The sequence below is a fragment of the Bradyrhizobium sp. 31Argb genome (assembly GCF_043638955.1).
In the GTDB taxonomy this organism is placed as follows: Bacteria; Pseudomonadota; Alphaproteobacteria; order Rhizobiales; family Xanthobacteraceae; genus Bradyrhizobium.
Genome location: NZ_JBEGDB010000012.1, coordinates 49,806 through 66,272, shown reverse-complemented (window position 1 = coordinate 66,272; position 16,467 = coordinate 49,806). Strand labels below are relative to the sequence as shown.

Below are 16,467 nucleotides of genomic sequence, written 5' to 3'. Positions count from 1 at the left end.
TTGCCGAGCGCATCGGTGAGCGCCAGGATTTTGGTGGTCATGCCGCCTTTCGAACGGCCGATGGCCTGGCTCTGAGTCCCCCTTTTGCGCCCTGTCCGTGGCGGTGGACCTTGACGATGGTGGCGTCGACCATGGCGTACTCCATGTCCGGCTCGTCCGAGACCGCCTCGAACAGGCGCTTCCACACGTCCGCCTTCACCCAGTCCCGGAAACGCGTATACACGCTGTTCCAGTGACCGAAAGCGCGCGGCAGATCGCGCCATGGACTGCCCGTGCGGGCGATCCATAACACCGCCTCAACAAACAGCCGGTTGTCCTTGCCGCTGCGGCCAGGATCGCTCGGCTTGCCGAGACAAAGCGGCTCCATCTTCGCCCATTGGCCGTCAGTCAAAACGAATCGTTCCATCCAAAGCTTGAATCACAGCCAAGCACGAATGAGAATCCTGAATCCCAACAGACCCTAGAGCGGCTGCTCAAACTCCTCCACGGAATGCCCGAACTGCGACAAGGCTTCTTCCAGATAGTCGCCGAGCAACGGCATTCCCAGAAGATATTCCGCCGTGCGCCTGTTGTGCGCGTGGGCGGCCTCCGCGCGAAGGTCGTCCCACTCGTCGAGTTCGCCGTCGCCGCGACCGAGCCACGTAAGCGTCACCAGGTCGACCTGTTCGTCCTCGTTCAGGCCGCGGATGATCGCCGTCAGTTCGCCGCTGACGGGATCGTCGCGATGATCCTCGAGCACCGAAAGCATGGCATCGTCGCTCGCGTTGGAGGCGGGCTCCGGGTCGGTCACCGCGTCCTTGACGTCGAACTGCCGTGCCTTCGCGAGGATCGCCGCGACCTTCGCCGAGGAAATGGTAATTTGGGGAATTTCGTTCATGGCAGACCTCCTCGCTGAGACCGCCAACCTAGCCGTTCTGTGATGGTACTCCATTGATGCGGGTCAAACTCGGCGACGAAGCGCGGCGCAATGTCGCGAGAGGCCGTCAGTATGTCGACCGCCGCTTCGATGTCGCGGTGCTTGTTCGCAAGGCGATCGCGTCCTATCGTGGAGGCGCTGAAGGTTGAATTGGCAGGGGCGGCGCGTCTATCCTTTGTACCCGACCTGCCGTGCGCCGGCGCAGGATACTCAGATGGACCTTTGGCCAATCCTGCAATCGCTCGCGCTCTTGACCTTCGCGAACGGCACGCCGGTCATCGCAAAGAAAATATTCGGGTCTCGTTTGGCATTCCCTTTGGATGCCGGGGTGCTTTTCGTTGATGGACGCCCCTTGCTGGGCCAATCGAAGACGATCAGGGGTGTCGTCCTTTCCGTCGCTGTCACCGCGGCGGCTGCGCCGGTGCTTGGCGTGAGCGTTGCCACGGGTGCTCTGGTGGGATGCCTTGCCATGCTCGGCGACATCATCTCCAGCTTCATCAAACGTCGTCTCAAATTGCCGTCCAGCGCCCAGGCGGTTGGGCTGGACCAGATTCCGGAATCGCTTCTGCCGTTGGTGGTCTGTCAGAACGCGCTATCGCTGACATGGGTCGACATCATCATTTGTGCCGGCATTTTTCTGGTAGGGGAGCTGATGATCTCCCGCGTGCTGTACATGCTGCACATACGCGATCAGCCTTATTGAGGCGCGAGGTCGCCGACCCGCGAGCCATCGCGGGCTATGGCGTGATGCGATTTGGTTTCACCTCTCCCGCTTGCGGGAGAGGTCGCCGCGCTCTTGGCGCAGCGGGTGAGGGCTCTCTCCCCACGGATAGTCCCATCGCGGAGACACCCTCAACCCGGCCCTCTCCCGCAAGTGGGAGAGGGAGCACAGCGTTCATCGCGGATACGATCCGACCTCATCTCATCATGCTCTAGATGCCATCCCTGCCAATGACCTTGCGGCGCAATTGTTCGCAAAACTCTTCCAGCAACCGCTGGGTTTCTTCCATTGTCGCAAGCAGCCGGCTCGCCTGCGATCGATTGGCCGGATCGAATCGTGGGTCGTTCAATTTGCTTCTGAGCTGCTCGAGACGTTTCCGGCCGGCCAGTACTCGATCCTCCGTGAACTGAAGCTGCTCCAGGTCATGGCTCAGCTTGTTCGCCTCCTCGATCAGCAATTTGGTGATGGTGGACCGCTTCTCCGGCGTCAGGTCGTCGTCCGACAAAGCCTTCAGGAAGTGATCGATATTGGCGCGGACCACGAATCTGTCGGTCGGTGTCTCGTAAGCGCGATGCGCCTCGGAAATCCGTCGCTCGATGAATTCTCGCTCGGCATCGCTCAACTGGGTCTTCAGGAGCCGGCGGTATCGTTCGATATTCTGCGTATAGGTCAGGCGGGGATCGCTTGAATCCGACGACATCGACCGCTTTCCCCATTCCGCCATTACCGCCAAAATTATCGCGTACCAACTGAAAAAAGGCAGCCTCCTTGGTGGGCGAAAGTTTGATCAGGATCAAATTTGCGCGGCGCGTGTTCGCGGCCAGTTCCGGTTGCGCCAACGCCGGCGAACGTAGGTATTCTTTGACGGCGATCAAAAAAGAAACCCGGCAGATCGGTTAATCATCAGCAATGGAAAGAGGTGGACGACATATGCCGACTAACGCAACTCGCATGGCGGGACCCGCGATTCATGCGACCGATCCCTGGACGCCGGGTAATCCGAAGAAGCGTGTCCGGCATCAATTGTTGAGCAACGACGAGCGCGCACAGCTTGCAAAGATCGCTGCGATCGTTCGCTTCGAGAAAGGCGAGCGGATCTACAATCAAGGCGACCGCGCCGATGCGGTGTTCAACATCATAAGCGGGGTCGTCACCGCATATCGGATGCTTGCGGACGGACCGCCCGTCATGTCCTTTCTCTATCCCGGCGACCTCTTCGGTTTGACCGAGGAGGCGCGGTACACCAACACGGCCAGGGCCACGACCCCGGTCATCGCCTACAAGATGCCGCTGCAGTCGGTGCAGCGGATTCTGAGCAGCAGCGCCAATCTCGACGTGCAGGTCATTGTGAAGCTCTGCGACGAATTGCGTCAGGCGCAGCATCATGCGGTTCTCCTTGTCCAGAAAAGAGCGGTGAGGAGGCTCGCCATGTTCCTGGAGCTCCAGGAGCACCTGCAGATTGCGCGGAACGAGCCGATTTCGGAAATATATCTGCCGATGGATCGTTCGAGCATCGCCGACTATCTCGGGATTACCCTTCCGGCGCTCAGCCGCGCATTCCGTGCGCTCGTCGTGAAGAAGATCATAACCACGCGAGGTCGACACCACGTCAAGGTCGTTGACCGGGAGGCCTTCAAGAAGATGGCCGATGCGTGAGCCGTCGGAGGCTTCAATGAGCCGGGCCGGCGCCGCGCACAGCCGGCGTGCCCGATAATCCCGCTGATGTGACAGATCGTGAAGCCGCTATGCCTTGGGACGATGGCGGCTCGAACGCACTTCATCAGATGAAAGAGGGCGACAGGTTAATTGGAGTAAACGCGATGCGTGCTTTCTTGGCCTTGGGCCTGTTGATCAGCCTGTCTGCATCGGCCAGTGCGGCGACGATGCATCACCACTTCGAACCGCGACATATCATGGTTCCGCCTGGCCCGTTCTACGCCGTTCCGGGTTGGGCTTATGAAGCGCCTCGGCCGCCAGTGCACTACTACGACGACACGCCGAGCTACAACGATCCGTCCAAGTTTGGCGGCGGCACGGCGCTATAAATAGCCACTGGTTCACGGCGTCTAGTTGCTCTTCTGGAGCGCGGCCGTCTGCTTGGCGAGCTGTTTGTCGAAAATCCTGTTCGAGGCCCGCCGCGTAGGTTGCGAGCTCGCCGGGCTTGACGAACGGGTTCGGCGCGCCGTCCTTCATTTGCGCGCGCTTCTGTTGCATGCCGTAGACTTCCGGATGCGGGCCGAGCAGCACGTCGATCTTCATCGCCTTGGCCCTGGCGAATGTCGACCGGTAGTCGTCGACGATACCGGGATGCGTCGGGTTGCCGACCAGCCTGTTGAGCGCGACGGTCCCGCTGCAGAAGAACAGCACATCGCGGTCCTGATCGCCGTCCTTGACTGTCATTTCCCAGCTCGTGCAGCCGGGTGAGTGGCCGGGCGTCGCGTGCGCCGTCAGCGTGGTGTCGCCGAGCGTGACCTTGTCGCCTTCCTTGACGGCGCGGTCCACCTTCACAGGCGGGAAGCCGATGTCGGTGTTCTTCTCATCGCCGGGATAGTATCCGCCTTCCAGCAAGGGCTTGTCGCGTTCGCCCGCAATGAGCTGCGCGCCAGTCTCCTTCTTGATCTCGGCAAAGCCGCCGGTGTGATCGAAATGCGCGTGCGTGTTCAGGATGTACTTGATGTCGCCGAGCTTGAACCCGAGTTTGGCGATGTTGTCCTTGATCATGCCGGTGGACTGCGGAAGTGCGGTGTCCATGAGGATCAGGCCCTGCGACGTCTTGATAATGTAGACGGCGATGCCGTCGGTGCCGACGTAGTAGATGTTGCCGATCAGTTGAAACGGCTCGAACGGCGTGGTCCATTTCTTGGTAACCTGCGCCAGGAAATCCTTGACGGTTTGCGCCTGCGCGCCGGTTGCGAACAGCGCCAGGGCGCACAGCGCGGCTGTGAGCGTCCTCATGATTGCCTCCCTTTTGTTTTTATGGTGCGCAATGTAAAGCATTGATGCGCGATTTGAGCGGCCAGCTCAAGCATGATCTCGCTCGAGCCGACGCTGTGAGACTGCGTCCCGGTTGTCCCGACGCCCTTGAAGCGTGCGCGTTAGCGACGAGCGCCGAAGGCAAACGGAGAAGCGCCGGGCAGCAAGGACGAATTGATGTCGCTGTCGATGCGCCCCGACTGTTGGGTGTAGCCCACGCCAAACGACAGGCTGAGATTCGACGCCGGCTGGATTTCGATGCCTGCATGCGCGCTATAGCCCGGCAACGTGCCGGACACGGAGTCGAAGGGTGCGAAGGGGCTGCCGATGCCGGTATTGTATTTCAAGGTGTCGAAGCCGGCATAGACCGTGAGGGGCAACCCGCCAGCGTTCTTGAAGCTGTAGCCGAACTGCACGCCCTCAGTATAGAGCGAGCCGAAATTGCCAAAGGCCGCATACTGGTTGATGCCGCTCAAGTCCATGGTGCCGCGTTCGCTGCCGACGAACCACCCGTTCGGGAAATTGTAGCGCGCATAGGAAAAGCGGCCGCCGCGAGCGTCACTGGCGTCAAAGCTCGGAAAGTTGCCGTATGCGTTCGAACTCTGGTCGACCGTCACATTGTCAAAGCCGAGTGGCCAGCCTGGAGTCCAATATGTCATGGGGGCAACTTGGCCGTGGGCCGTTTGTCCGCCCAGACAGAGCGCTGCTAAAGTGACCGCGAGACCCAATCTGCCTGAGAAAACTGACATTCCGCACTACCGCCAAGTGACCCTCAACTATACGCTCCGGATATCAAGAACGCCAGCGCGGCGCGGCCTGCTGTCGCATCATCAGATTTCGCCGCGATACGTCCGGTTTGGCACTGCGCATGTGTGTCGTTACCAGTGCGAGAAGCACCGCCTCACCACGTGGAAAACGGTCCCGCGAACGGCCGGCCCCAGAAAAGCTGGCGATCGCGTACGCGCGCGGAGGGATACTCGCTCGCCGGAGCGCGTCGTCGCATCTTGATTCCTCCCTGCGGCTCGCCGCTCATGAGGACCACGAATTCCGTTCCTTTGCCGGTTTCGGAGCTCGGCCCCTCGTCGGTGATGATCAAAGACGAACGCGGCGTTATCCCGGCGATGCGATCCAGTACGTCCTGCGGAATGACAATCCGGTCGAGCGCGGCCGTTGCGCCGGCTGGTTCCGTCTTCTTTGGCTCAACCTCGCGAGCTTTGCGGCCGCGTGCCGGATCGTGAGGTTCAGCTGTGCCGTCGTGCGGACGGCTGCTCTCCAGTGAAACAACACTCCATCGCACGCCGGTGCCGCCGTCGGTCGGCTCCATGGCAGTGAAGACATGTGTGCCGATCGAACGATCGGGGTCCTGGATGGTGACCGGGCTGTCCAGGACGGGCTCAAATGCTCGCCGGACGTAAAGCCGCTGGGTCTTGCGGCTGATCAGCACCGATACCGGCTCGAGCTCGCGCGCCGCCTGGCGTGCGGCCTCGGCTGCCGCAATCCGCGCATTCTCCGCGGCGACGGCGGCTTCGCGCGCCGCCGTGACGGCATCGAGCTTCGGTTGCAGCTCCGCCTTTGCCGCAGTCCATTGTTCCTGCAACTCGGCAATGCGGGTGACCGCCTGCGCCTTGGTGCGCTCGGCCTGTTCTTTTGCCTCAGGCGAAGTGGCGGAGCCAAGCGCAGCCTCGGCGCTGGCCAATTGCATCTCGGCCCTGCGCTTCAGATTGTCCGCAACGCGCACCGGCATCGATGCCTGTGTTGATTCCCGGTAAGCCTTCGCGGAGGCGAGCCTCGCCTGATCCGCCTTTCTGGCCGCCTCATCGGCTTCTGCGCGACGGGTGGCGGCCAAAGCAACGACGCCCGGCTTCGGCTGGAGCAGAGCCGGATGGGCAATCTCGATCGGCGCCACATCCGTGGGTGCCACGATCACGCGCAAGCCGATCCGCGTGTCGTCGAACAGACGCGCTGCGAAATCAAAAGGCATCCGCACGCAGCCATGGGATGCGGCATAGCCGGGCAACGGGCCGCCATGGAGTGCGATGCCCGACCAGGTGATGCGTTGCATGTGCGGCATGTAGGCGTCGTCATACAGGTTGGAGTAGTGCTCCGCTTCCTTCTGGATAACGCTGAAGATCCCGGCGGGCGTTTCGCGTCCTCTCTGGCCGCTCGACACCGGCGCGCGCAGGATCCAGCCATTGGCGTCGTAAACGGTGATCCGCTGGTCCTGGAGCGCAACGATGGCCATGATCGGTTCGCCGGCGATGCGCGACTGGATGGATTCGACCGAGCGCTCACTCCGGCCGCCCCTGGCGTCCGCGGGGTCTCCGGCCGCGATCAGCGCGGCGAGAGCGGCGATGACAAGATACGCTGGCTGCCGCCGTGTCTGGTTGCGCTTCCGTTTCACAAAACAGGGAATCATGCGCATTCCATCTGCAGCACCAGCCGGCCCGATCCGAACCCGTATGGTTCTTGGGACATTCGAGCGGCGCAATTAAGGAATTTGGCAGAGCTTGCCCGCGTCGCGGGAGCGCATGCTTGAAATATGGTTAGATCGTTCTCCCCTTCGACGCTCTCGCGTTTTTTGTGCGTTTCGCCGCGCCGCGATCGTACCGCATAACCAGCCGGGTGCGCTTTTTCACATCCGCTTGCGCGTGGCGAACTTTCGTTCCGCCGTGGTGAGAAGCATATTCTTTGCCGTCGATCGGCGCCACATGCGGCGGATCTCGATCGAGATACGGTCGCCCGATGCCGAACTCCTTCCCGTGGGCGTCGACCCATTTCCAGAGGGTTTCAGTGGAAATCCATCGCTGCGCCCGTGTCGCGCCTTTGACGCTCACGATATCGGCCGCAAGCCCGTGGCCATAGCCGCCGCGCAAGCTTCCGCCATGGTACGACCTGTTGCTTGCCGCCTTCAGGCCGCTTGCGATCGATTGACGGTAGTCATCGCGGAACGCGCTGGTGATGCCGGGCGACAGCCCGGCTTGCTCGGCTGCGTAAAGCGCATGGAACAGTTTCAGCTTGAAGCCCCGGTCCATGCCTCCGATCACGTAGTCCATCATCGGCATGCCGGCTCTTTCCGCCGCCTTCGGATCCTTCCAGGTAAAGTCTGCATCGACGAGCCGGGTAAAGGTCCTGGTGACAGTCACCATTTTGCGCTTCTTCCGGACTGTCACTTTCCTCTGCTCATACACCTTGTTGGTGTCTTCCTTGGGCGTACGTTGGTAGAGCGCCCACAGGTATCGGTCGACGCAGATGTCCACGACCAGGCATTCGTCGAGAATTTCGATGCGGTTTGCGGCCTCCCTGCCGTCGTCGTTCAGGATCGGGTCAGGCGTGTTCGCTGTCGCCATCTGCATGGGCGGTGTTTCGGGCGGCACCATCTGCGACGCATCGGGCGGCGCAGCTTCGACGATCGGTTCCGCCTCAACCGAGGCCGCCGGCGCATCGGTAACGATCCCCTTCACCGACTCGACGGCCGCGGCCACATCTGCGGAAGCGACGACAGCGGCGGCTCCCGCTGCGGCTTCCTGCGCTGCATCCGCGAGCTCGGCGTTGGTCGAAAGATCGGCGTTGGTGGAAAGAGATGGTGCGGGATGATCCTCGATCGGCAGCGCGCCGGCGTTCTCGATGCTGGCCGAACCTAAGCCGCCGAGCGATGCAACGACCCAACCTGCGAGAACGATCGTTCCGCACAGCGCCGGCGCCACTGTCGCAAATTGCCGCGGGTTCATCCCGTAGCCTCCAAAGGGCTCCACTTGAGCCGAGTTACACAGCCAAGCATGCGACGGTGTTGATCTTTCGGATCAAGTTGTGGACGCACAATGGCGGAAAGTGCAGGTTGACACTTTTTCCTGGAACTGTTGCCCGGATGCAACGCGCTGCCGACGCGGCAAGCGATTTCGTCAGGTTGGCAGGCGGCAGAACGCCCCGCTTTCAGACAAATACAAATTGGATTGTAGTTAATCGAAGCGCGGGAAACGGCAGCAACGCACTCACCTGTTACGGGGCAACGGCCCGCGCTTCCGCAAGGAATGGCTGGAGTGCCGGATTGAGATTGCTTGGCCGCCAGGCGACTACGTGCTCGATGGTCGGTGCTTTTTCAAGCTTGCGGTGGACCAAATTCGCAATGCCGAACTGCCCCATGGATTGCGGCACCAGGGCAATGCCAAGGTTCTCCGCTACGAGATTCACGATTGTCTGCTGAAGTGCGACTTCGAGCCTGAACGTGGGCTCAAACCCGCCGGAACGACAATAGGCGGCGATCGCCTCGCGCAGCTTCGGTGCGACGTCGGTGGGGACAGCTATCAGGGGCTCGCCATTGAGTTGCTTGGCCCGGACGACCTCATGGTCGGCGAGAGGGTGGCTGACGTGCACCGCCAAGCACAGCCGCTCGCGATAAATCGTCTGCGTCTCGAGGCCGCGAATGGGGCCCGGGTTGAACATGATGGCTGCATCGAACTGCCCGGCCAGCACAGCATCGACCAAAGTGGCGGGAACGACCTCCCGCAATTCGACGCGCACTCCCGGGTGATTGGCCATGTAACGCCGCGCCAGCCCCGGCAGGACGGTGTAGGCCGCGTGCATCATGAAGCCGATGGAAAGCTCGCCCAATTCGCCGCGCTCGGCCAGACGCGCGTTACGACAGGCCTGGTCGAAGCTGATCAGCACCGCGCGTGCGTCTTCCAGGAAGCGCCGGCCGGCATGGGTCAGCGTCGCGCGCCGTGAGTGACGCTCGAACAGGCGGACCCCGAGTTCCTTTTCCAGGGCTGCGATCTGCCGGCTCAGCGGCGGTTGGCTGATGTGGAGGCGCTCGGCTGCGCGCCCGAAGTGGAGCGTCTCGGCCAAGGCCACGAAGTAACGCATCTGCCTGATATCGATCATGATGCCGAAAAGGTATGGATGGGGGCGTCAATCGGTATTGGATGATATCAGAACGGCCGGATAGAGCTAACCGGCAATTTTGAAGTCAGGCTCTCCGATGCTCTCGACCCTCACCACCGTCCTCCCCATTTTTGCGCTCATCTTCGCAGGCTGGCTCACTCGCCGGCTCGGCGTCCTCGGCTCCCACGCGTCGGCGGAACTGAACCGCTTCGTGGTGTATCTTGCGCTCCCGGCCCTACTCTTTGACGTCATCGCGCACGCGCAATGGACCGACGTCTGGCAGCCGGGCTTCATCGCGGCATTCGGCATCGGCGCGGCGCTGGTTTTCTGCCTGACAATTGCCGTTCGTCTGCGCCGCCCGCGACACCTGGCCGATGCCGCGATCGACGGCCTGAATGCAGGCTACGCGAATGTTGGCTTTGTCGGTTTTCCGCTGGCGCTGGTGGCGCTTGGCCGCGACGCATTGGCCCCGACCCTCATCGCCACGATCATCACGGTCTGCATCCTGTTTGCGATCGCCATCGTGCTGATTGAGGCCGGCCTGCAAACCGAAAAGCGACGCAAGCACCTTCTCATCAAGGTGGGCGGCTCGCTGCTTCGCAATCCCTTGCTTGTCGCGCCTGCGCTGGGGGCGATCGTTCCGCTCGCCGGGCTCAGTGTTCCCGCCCCAGCAGAAAGTTTCCTGAAACTGTTGGGTGGCGCAGCCTCGCCCTGTGCGCTTGTTGCGCTCGGACTGTTCCTTGCAGCCAAGCGCGAGACCACGGAGCAGGACATCGGATCGGCAGCTCTCCTCGTCAGCTTCAAGCTTGTCCTGCAGCCGGCCGTCACCTGGGTCATGGCGACCGCCGTGTTCGGCCTGTCACCGCTGCTCACCCATGTTGCGGTTCTGCTGGCCGCTCTCCCGACCGGGACAGGCCCTTTCATGCTGGCGGAGTTCTACCAGCGCGAGGCTGATATCACTTCCAATGTCATCCTTGTTTCCACTGCTGCATCGGTTCTGACCGTGAGCGGGTATCTCGCTTGGGCCGCTAGGGTGTACTCATAACGGCGCAGATGTCGGCTTTTGACGGCTAAGCAGACATCTTCGGCTCGATGGGCGCATTGCCGGTTTTGACTCTTTGCGGACAATCTGGGCTATCGAAGTGCAAGCACCAGCAGGACGTGGTCACGCCGCCCTACCCACGTCGTTCGATCCGGTGCAACCAGCAGCGCCGCTATCTCCTCAGCGTCAAGGAACGTCAGGCTCCGCTTCACGTAACGCTTGTGCGGCATTGAGAGAATGCGCTGGCAATGATATCCGCAGCATAATCGGGAGATACCACAATGCTCGCTTCGGCCCTCGATCTTATCGGGCGTACGCCATTGGTTGCGCTGGATCGGGTGCATTCCGGACCAGGTCGGATAGTTGCCAAGGCGGAGTTCCTGCAACCTGGTGGAAGCGTGAAGGACCGCGCCGCCAAGGCAATCGTGCTGGCAGCGCGGGAAGATGGGAGACTTAAGCCCGGCATGCCCGTAGTCGAGATGACCAGCGGCAACATGGGTGCGGGCCTCGCCGTGGTGTGCGCCGCGCTCGGGCATCCTTTCATTGCAACTATGTCAGCCGGGAATAGCACCGCACGCGCGCGGATGATGGAGGGATTGGGGGCAAGGGTTGTACTCGTCCCCCAGGTCGATGGGACACCGGGACAGGTGACGGGAGCTGATGTCGCCGCCGCCGCCGATGTGGCAGCACAAATCGCCCGTGATGGCGGCGGGTACTATGTCGACCAATTCAATGCATCTGAAGGTATCGTCGCGCACGAGACCACCACCGGTCCCGAGATACTGGAACAGTTCGGCGGACCCGTGGACGGCTGGGTCGCGGCCGTTGGCACTGGCTGCACCTTCATCGGCGTTGCTCGGGCGCTGAAGGCTGCCAATCCAGCAACCTTGTGTGCGGCGGTCGAACCGGAAGGGAGCGAACCCTTAGCGGGGAAGAAGGTCGAAAAAGCGCGACATATCGTGCAGGGCACCGGCTACGGCCTAGTTCCACCGCATTGGGACACCGGACTTATGGACCTGAGCCTGACGGTAACGGACGCCGAGGTCGAGTATTGGCACCGTCAGCTTGCGGTCATGGAGGGACTTTACGTCGGCTACTCTGCTGCCGCCAATGTCTGCGCCGCAGCGAAGCTACTTAGATCTGGTCGATTGAAGGTCGATGCGACCGTTGCCACTGTGCTGTGCGATACCGGCCTAAAATACTGACGCCGCCATGTCCACAAGTCAGCCGCTCGCTCGCTTTCAGGCCTTGCCGATTATGCCGACTACTAACAGGACAATCATGAGCAATTTCAATCGACCCTTTCAAGGATTCGGCATAATCGAGCTTACGGCACAATGAACTGGTCCGCCTTACAGCTTCGCAGATGACTTTGCTCGGCTTGCTGACTGCTTCCGGACCCGAAGCTGACGGCTCGATGACTCAGAGCGAACGTACCATGTCACTTTAATAGAATGGCGCCCAGAGCTCCCGCTCCGTATGGTGGGTTACTCCGCTAAGGAGCGGCTGCTGCAATCGCCTCAATCTCGATCACGAACTCCGGCCGGACCAATCCGGCCACCATGATCAGCGTGGTCGTTGGCGGCGCACCCGGAAATCGCCGGTCGCGCGCCCGTCGGTAGCCCTCCATATGCTCGCGTGCTGTAACGTACACGCTCAGGCGGACGACGTTAGCCATTGTCATTCCGTCTTCCGCCAAGATGGCCTCAATGTTCTTGAAGCAGATTTCAGCCTGTCCCTCGCTATCCGCGGGAATCTTACCATCAAGCTCGATGCCAAGCTGGCCCGCTGTGATGGTAAGCCGGTGGCCCGCTGGCACGGAATACCCGTGGCTATATCGCGCCAAAGGGGGATGGATGGTTGAGGGGGATAGTGTGCGCACGACGGTGATTCCTGGTTTTGGGATCGGCGCGTCCAGAGGTACTCGACGCTGAGGCGTTATGCCAGCGCCCAGCATTCATACCAGGCACGACGGTCCGCTTCTGGCCCGACTCGGACCTCCGGCGATGTCCGCTTTCGCGCCGCTCTTGGTGGCATAGCAGACCTCAAGCGTGCCCTGATCCGCAGCTTCCCGATTTATGAGTACACGCCCCTAGTCGTAAGCATCGGGCAGCGCGACTGTGAGGCCATTCGTATCAGCCCTTGCGCGTCACCGCTTCGTACGCGAGCCGTTTGAACTCGACGACAAATGGATGCCCCATCTCACGCTGTGCCATGATCAAGCCTGCGGTATTCGTTTTAGGCGAAATCCACCATTGGGTGCCACCACGCCCGCCCCAAAAGAGCTCGCCTCCCGCGTCCGGATGGTCGAACGCGGAAGGCTCCAGGATCAGCGCTCCCGCGAGCCCGTGCCCCTTGCCTTGAAGTTCTCCATAACCAGCAAAGCGTAGCCACACACCCTCAGGTAGCTGGTTGCTCATCATCAGCTTGATCGTGTCCGGCTTCAGCAAAGTCGGACCACCCGGCAGCAGGCTTCGAATGAGCTTTACCATGTCCGGCAAGATCGAGACCAACCCACTGCCGCCGCTCTGCCTCGGGAAAGCACGCAGATAAGCCCCCGGATATGGCGCGTCATCTGCGCGAGTAAGTCCCGGCTTCCTGGGGTCGACCAGGTCGGCACCGGCATAATAGGCGACGAGGCGATCGCGATCCGACACCACAAATCCGGTGTCCGCCATGCCAAGCGGGCCCAGAATACGCGATTGAATGAACGCATCGAAGCGCTGGCCGCTGATCACTTCGACAAGACGTGCCAGGACGTCGGTGGCCACCGAGTATTCCCATGACGTTCCGGGATGAAAAACCAGCGGCAGCTCGGCCAATACGTCCATCATTTCCGCAAGCGTGGTCGCCGGATTGAGTACTTTTCGCTCCTTGTACGCATTAAAAATCAAGGTGCCCGGGTCAAGAAGACCGTAGCTCAGCCCCGAACTGTGACTCAACAGATGGCGAATGGTGATCGGCCTGACAGCAGGCTCGGTCTGGTCCAATGACGTCGCGCCGGGGCGCAGCACGCGACGGTCCGCGAGCTGCGGAATGAACCGCTCGATCGGATCATCCAGTTGGAAGCGGCCTTCTTCGAACAAGAGAAGCGCGGCGCAGGATGTGATCAGCTTTGTGTTGGAGAAGACGCGGAATATGTGGTCGACCCGCAATGGTATCTGAGCTTCCTTGTCGGCCCAGCCAATGCATTGCACGTCTACCAAATCTCTGCCGACGAGCACTGCGGAAGAGAATCCAGCAAGAAGATTCTCGTCAACGTACCGCTGCATGGCAGCGTGGGCAGTCCGAAAGTCGTACCCGGTGGCTGTGACTTTCATGTCTTCCATGATTTCACCTCTATGGAGCCTGCAGCCGCCTCGAACGCTTCTTCGACAGGATCAAGCAGTGCCGTCGCTTTGCGGCGTCAAAACGACCCGAACGCGGTGCCGATTGCGATCACAGCGGCGAGAGCGATAACGGAGCTCACGATGCCGACCATCACAATGTCGAGGTAGCTTTTGCGATGCGTCAGGCCGCAGATCGCGAGCAGGCTCACGACGGCGCCGTTGTGGGGCAGAATGTCCAGCGTTCCGGCACCGATCACTGCGACGCGATGTAGAATTCCGGGATCAATCCCCGCCTGCGCGGCAATGCCCATGTAGGTTTGACCGAGCGCATCGAGAGCGATCGTCAAGCCGCCGGAAGCCGACCCTGTCAACGCCGCAAGCATATTTGTGGCGACCGCAAGCGACACCAGCGGGCCGCCCTCTATGCCCAACACCCAATCCCGCACCATGTCGAAGGCGGGGAGGGAGGCAACGACGGCGCCGAAGCCCACGAGACTAGCGACGCTCAATGCGGGCAGGACGGACGCATTGGCCCCGGCATCCATGGTTTGCCGCAGTGCGGGCAGTCGCATCCAGTTGCAGAGGATGACTGTCGCAATTGCGGCCGCCAACGCGACGATGACTGACCAGACGCCGGCAACGGCTGATAGCGAGGTGTTCCCCCAGCGCTGCTCGGCCAGGAAAGAAAAGTCGAGCCGCGGCAGGACGAGGAGCGACATCACGAGATTGACGACGACAACAACGATCAAGGGAAGCATGGCGTTGAAAACCGGCGCCGCCTCTTCGCTGTGGTGCCCGTGGCGGATCTCCGCCGGATCGAATTCCCGCGCGGTCGCAGCCCGCCCGCGCAATCGTTCATCCTCGGCTGCAGATTCGGGAGGTGGCGATGGGGTGTCGCCGTAGCCCTCATTTGCGCGTCGCGCTGCTTTCTCGGCGCGATGAAGCCACCATAGCCCGATGCCGAGCATGATCATCGACGCGATAATTCCGAGGCCCGGAGCGGCGAAGGGCGTCGTGCCGAAGAAGGGCATGGGGATGGCGTTCTGAATCGACGGTGTGCCAGGCATCGCCGACATGGTGAAAGTCGAGGTGCCGAGAATGACCGCGGCAGGCACGAGGCGATGCGGAATCGCCGCCTTGCGAAAAAGCGACTGGGCCATCGGAACGATCACGAAGAACGCGACGAAGAGGCTGACGCCGCCGTAAGTGACCAATGCGCCCGCGAGCACGACGGCAAGGATGACCCGGCGCTCGCCGAGAGCGCGGGTAATGAAGTTCGCGACCGCGACGACCGCACCGCTGTCGTCCATCAGCTTCCCGAAGACGGCGCCAAGCAGAAAGATCGGGAAGAATTGTGCGAGAAATTCCGCCGCGCTGCTCATGAACGTCTGCGTCCAGTTGGCGAGCAGCGGCTGACGATCGAAGGCTGCGGCGATCAGCGCGGCGATCGGCGCGAGCAGGAGGACACTCCAGCCGCGGAAAGCAAGCCAGATCAGCAGACCAAGCCCGACAAGAATGCCGAGAAGCCCCATGGCCTCAGCACTCCGTCAGCAAGATGTCGAGATCGGCAGTCGAACGCACGCCGAGATCGGCGCCGTGCGTGTCGAGGAATTCATTGGCGGCTCGCCGCCCTTCCTCACGCAGCTTGGATGTGAACGCCCATTCGGCGTTGAGCTTTGATGACGCGCCGAACGCCGCAAGCATGTCGCTCTTGATCCGGTGCGTCTTCATCTGTGCCCAACGGGCGCCCTCGCCAGTACCGGGGTCGGCGACCTGACGAAGAAGCGCGATCATCCGCAGTTCCTTCGCCAGCGGCGAATTGAACGAAATCTCGTTGAGGCGGTTGAGGATCTCAGCGGCGGTGCGTGGCTGCTCCGGTCGCTCGGTCGGGTTGATCTGCACGAGGATGGTGTCGCGCGCATCGGTCTCGCGAACAAGCGGCGTGATCGTAGGGTTGCCTGCGTAACCGCCGTCCCAATAGGGCTCGCCGTCGATCTCGATGGCGCGGAACATCGTTGGCAGGCAGGCCGACGCCAGCAGGACATCCGCATTTATCTCCGCATTGCGGAAGATCCGTCCGCGACCGGTCCGCACCCGCGTGGCGGTGACGAAGAGCTTTATGGGCGCGCGAGCAAGACGCTCGAAATCGATGGCCCCGGCCAGTATCTCTCGCAGTGGATTGAAGCCGAGCGGATTGAGGTCGTAGGGCGACAGCACCCGCGACATCAAATCGGTGAAGAGATAGGCGGGAGAGGTGTCGAGCGACCATCGTCCCATGAGATGGTCGAGCGGCGAGCGTTGCAGCGGACTGAATGCAGCGGCTCGCGAGACGCTCCGCCAATATTTGTCCAAGGCGTCGCGTGCCCCGGCAGCGCCGCCCTCCGTCCAGCCATCCGCCAGGACAGCGGCGTTCATCGCCCCGGCGGATGTCCCGGATATGCCCGCAATCTCAATCCAGGGCTCTTCAAGCAGCCGGTCGAGGACACCCCAGGTGAACGCACCATGCGAGCCTCCGCCCTGGAGGGCCAGGTCTATCAGCACCGGGCTTCGGTTCATGAGCCCTCACTTCCGCGGCGTACGGGAGGCTCACTATGTCTTAGGTAGCGGG

Annotated in this window: 16 protein-coding genes and 2 pseudogenes; 6 read left to right on the top strand and 12 right to left on the bottom strand. The window is 61.7% G+C overall.

The features are described 5' to 3' along the window. Positions 1-406 (bottom strand): annotated as a pseudogene (locus tag AAFX91_RS04340) (IS5 family transposase); the annotation flags it as partial. A 54-nt stretch (positions 407-460) separates the two neighbouring features. After that, on the bottom strand, positions 461-877 hold the full coding sequence (locus AAFX91_RS04335; protein WP_130578008.1) for a DUF3775 domain-containing protein: 417 nt from the start codon (positions 875-877) through the stop codon (positions 461-463). A gap of 56 nt (positions 878-933) precedes the next feature. Between AAFX91_RS04335 and AAFX91_RS04330 the strand changes: the two genes are divergently transcribed. Continuing rightward, positions 934-1,065, top strand: coding sequence for a hypothetical protein (locus AAFX91_RS04330; protein WP_283813516.1), 132 nt, complete (start codon positions 934-936; stop codon positions 1,063-1,065). Then, on the top strand, positions 1,062-1,619 hold the full coding sequence (locus AAFX91_RS04325) for a CDP-archaeol synthase (RefSeq protein ID WP_394565648.1): 558 nt from the start codon (positions 1,062-1,064) through the stop codon (positions 1,617-1,619). Before AAFX91_RS04330 ends, AAFX91_RS04325 begins: the two co-directional genes overlap by 4 nt. 229 nt (positions 1,620-1,848) lie before the next feature. Here the strand turns inward: AAFX91_RS04325 and AAFX91_RS04320 are convergent, their stop codons facing one another. After that, positions 1,849-2,337, bottom strand: a complete 489-nt coding sequence (locus tag AAFX91_RS04320; RefSeq protein ID WP_130578006.1) for a hypothetical protein — start codon at positions 2,335-2,337, stop codon at positions 1,849-1,851. A gap of 251 nt (positions 2,338-2,588) precedes the next feature. On the opposite strand from AAFX91_RS04320, the gene AAFX91_RS04315 reads away from it, so the two are divergent. Both AAFX91_RS04315 and AAFX91_RS04310 read left to right on the top strand, forming a co-directional pair. Beyond that, positions 2,589-3,293, top strand: coding sequence for a Crp/Fnr family transcriptional regulator (locus AAFX91_RS04315; protein ID WP_165421045.1), 705 nt, complete (start codon positions 2,589-2,591; stop codon positions 3,291-3,293). Between the two features lie 47 nt (positions 3,294-3,340). Next, positions 3,341-3,682 (top strand): hypothetical protein, encoded by a 342-nt coding sequence (locus tag AAFX91_RS04310; RefSeq protein WP_130578004.1) that lies wholly within the window; start codon positions 3,341-3,343, stop codon positions 3,680-3,682. 21 nt (positions 3,683-3,703) lie between these two features. Here the strand turns inward: AAFX91_RS04310 and blaBJP are convergent. From blaBJP to AAFX91_RS04285, 5 genes and pseudogenes are all read right to left on the bottom strand, one after another. Further along, a pseudogene (blaBJP, locus tag AAFX91_RS04305) lies at positions 3,704-4,592 on the bottom strand (BJP family subclass B3 metallo-beta-lactamase). Positions 4,593-4,732: 140 nt separating this feature from the next. Then, entirely contained in the window at positions 4,733-5,269 is a 537-nt protein-coding gene (locus tag AAFX91_RS04300; protein ID WP_394565646.1) for a hypothetical protein, read from the bottom strand. 242 nt (positions 5,270-5,511) lie between these two features. After that, the gene (locus AAFX91_RS04295; protein ID WP_165421044.1) at positions 5,512-7,026 is read right to left on the bottom strand and encodes a L,D-transpeptidase family protein; all 1,515 of its coding nucleotides are present in this window, start codon (positions 7,024-7,026) and stop codon (positions 5,512-5,514) included. Positions 7,027-7,153: 127 nt separating this feature from the next. Further along, the gene (locus AAFX91_RS04290) at positions 7,154-8,092 is read right to left on the bottom strand and encodes a hypothetical protein (protein WP_394565645.1); all 939 of its coding nucleotides are present in this window, start codon (positions 8,090-8,092) and stop codon (positions 7,154-7,156) included. 514 nt (positions 8,093-8,606) lie between these two features. Continuing rightward, positions 8,607-9,488: a LysR substrate-binding domain-containing protein gene (locus tag AAFX91_RS04285; protein WP_130578000.1), complete on the bottom strand. Its 882-nt coding sequence runs from the start codon at positions 9,486-9,488 to the stop codon at positions 8,607-8,609. 97 nt (positions 9,489-9,585) lie between these two features. Here AAFX91_RS04285 and AAFX91_RS04280 point away from each other — a divergent pair, with 97 nt between their 5' ends. Both AAFX91_RS04280 and AAFX91_RS04275 read left to right on the top strand, forming a co-directional pair. Further along, positions 9,586-10,533 (top strand): AEC family transporter, encoded by a 948-nt coding sequence (locus AAFX91_RS04280; protein WP_130577999.1) that lies wholly within the window; start codon positions 9,586-9,588, stop codon positions 10,531-10,533. Positions 10,534-10,811: 278 nt separating this feature from the next. Continuing rightward, positions 10,812-11,735 carry a PLP-dependent cysteine synthase family protein gene (locus tag AAFX91_RS04275; RefSeq protein WP_394565643.1) on the top strand — a complete coding sequence of 308 codons (924 nt, stop codon included), beginning with the start codon at positions 10,812-10,814 and terminating at the stop codon, positions 11,733-11,735. Between the two features lie 290 nt (positions 11,736-12,025). On the opposite strand, the gene AAFX91_RS04270 is transcribed toward AAFX91_RS04275, so the two are convergent. From AAFX91_RS04270 to AAFX91_RS04255, 4 genes are all read right to left on the bottom strand, one after another. Next, positions 12,026-12,412, bottom strand: a complete 387-nt coding sequence (locus AAFX91_RS04270) for a RidA family protein (RefSeq protein ID WP_245475802.1) — start codon at positions 12,410-12,412, stop codon at positions 12,026-12,028. 253 nt (positions 12,413-12,665) lie between these two features. Continuing rightward, positions 12,666-13,859 (bottom strand): serine hydrolase, encoded by a 1,194-nt coding sequence (locus AAFX91_RS04265; protein ID WP_245475801.1) that lies wholly within the window; start codon positions 13,857-13,859, stop codon positions 12,666-12,668. 77 nt (positions 13,860-13,936) lie between these two features. Beyond that, a complete protein-coding gene (locus AAFX91_RS04260) occupies positions 13,937-15,391 on the bottom strand; it encodes a GntP family permease (RefSeq protein ID WP_394565641.1) in 1,455 nt (484 codons plus the stop codon). 4 nt (positions 15,392-15,395) lie between these two features. Continuing rightward, positions 15,396-16,415: a patatin-like phospholipase family protein gene (locus tag AAFX91_RS04255; RefSeq protein ID WP_130577995.1), complete on the bottom strand. Its 1,020-nt coding sequence runs from the start codon at positions 16,413-16,415 to the stop codon at positions 15,396-15,398. Between the last annotated feature and the right edge of the window lie 52 nt (positions 16,416-16,467).

What these genes read in the sequence shown, in the direction of transcription:
- AAFX91_RS04295 (WP_165421044.1), bottom strand. Translation starts at nt 7,026, where the DNA reads ATGATTCCCTGTTTTGTGAAACGGAAGCGCAACCAGACACGGCGGCAG.
- AAFX91_RS04335 (WP_130578008.1), bottom strand. Translation starts at nt 877, where the DNA reads ATGAACGAAATTCCCCAAATTACCATTTCCTCGGCGAAGGTCGCGGCG.
- AAFX91_RS04265 (WP_245475801.1), bottom strand. Translation starts at nt 13,859, where the DNA reads ATGGAAGACATGAAAGTCACAGCCACCGGGTACGACTTTCGGACTGCC.
- AAFX91_RS04275 (WP_394565643.1), top strand. Translation starts at nt 10,812, where the DNA reads ATGCTCGCTTCGGCCCTCGATCTTATCGGGCGTACGCCATTGGTTGCG.
- AAFX91_RS04255 (WP_130577995.1), bottom strand. Translation starts at nt 16,415, where the DNA reads ATGAACCGAAGCCCGGTGCTGATAGACCTGGCCCTCCAGGGCGGAGGC.
- AAFX91_RS04260 (WP_394565641.1), bottom strand. Translation starts at nt 15,391, where the DNA reads ATGGGGCTTCTCGGCATTCTTGTCGGGCTTGGTCTGCTGATCTGGCTT.
- AAFX91_RS04280 (WP_130577999.1), top strand. Translation starts at nt 9,586, where the DNA reads ATGCTCTCGACCCTCACCACCGTCCTCCCCATTTTTGCGCTCATCTTC.
- AAFX91_RS04320 (WP_130578006.1), bottom strand. Translation starts at nt 2,337, where the DNA reads ATGTCGTCGGATTCAAGCGATCCCCGCCTGACCTATACGCAGAATATC.
- AAFX91_RS04285 (WP_130578000.1), bottom strand. Translation starts at nt 9,488, where the DNA reads ATGATCGATATCAGGCAGATGCGTTACTTCGTGGCCTTGGCCGAGACG.
- AAFX91_RS04300 (WP_394565646.1), bottom strand. Translation starts at nt 5,269, where the DNA reads ATGACATATTGGACTCCAGGCTGGCCACTCGGCTTTGACAATGTGACG.
- AAFX91_RS04330 (WP_283813516.1), top strand. Translation starts at nt 934, where the DNA reads ATGCGGGTCAAACTCGGCGACGAAGCGCGGCGCAATGTCGCGAGAGGC.
- AAFX91_RS04315 (WP_165421045.1), top strand. Translation starts at nt 2,589, where the DNA reads ATGGCGGGACCCGCGATTCATGCGACCGATCCCTGGACGCCGGGTAAT.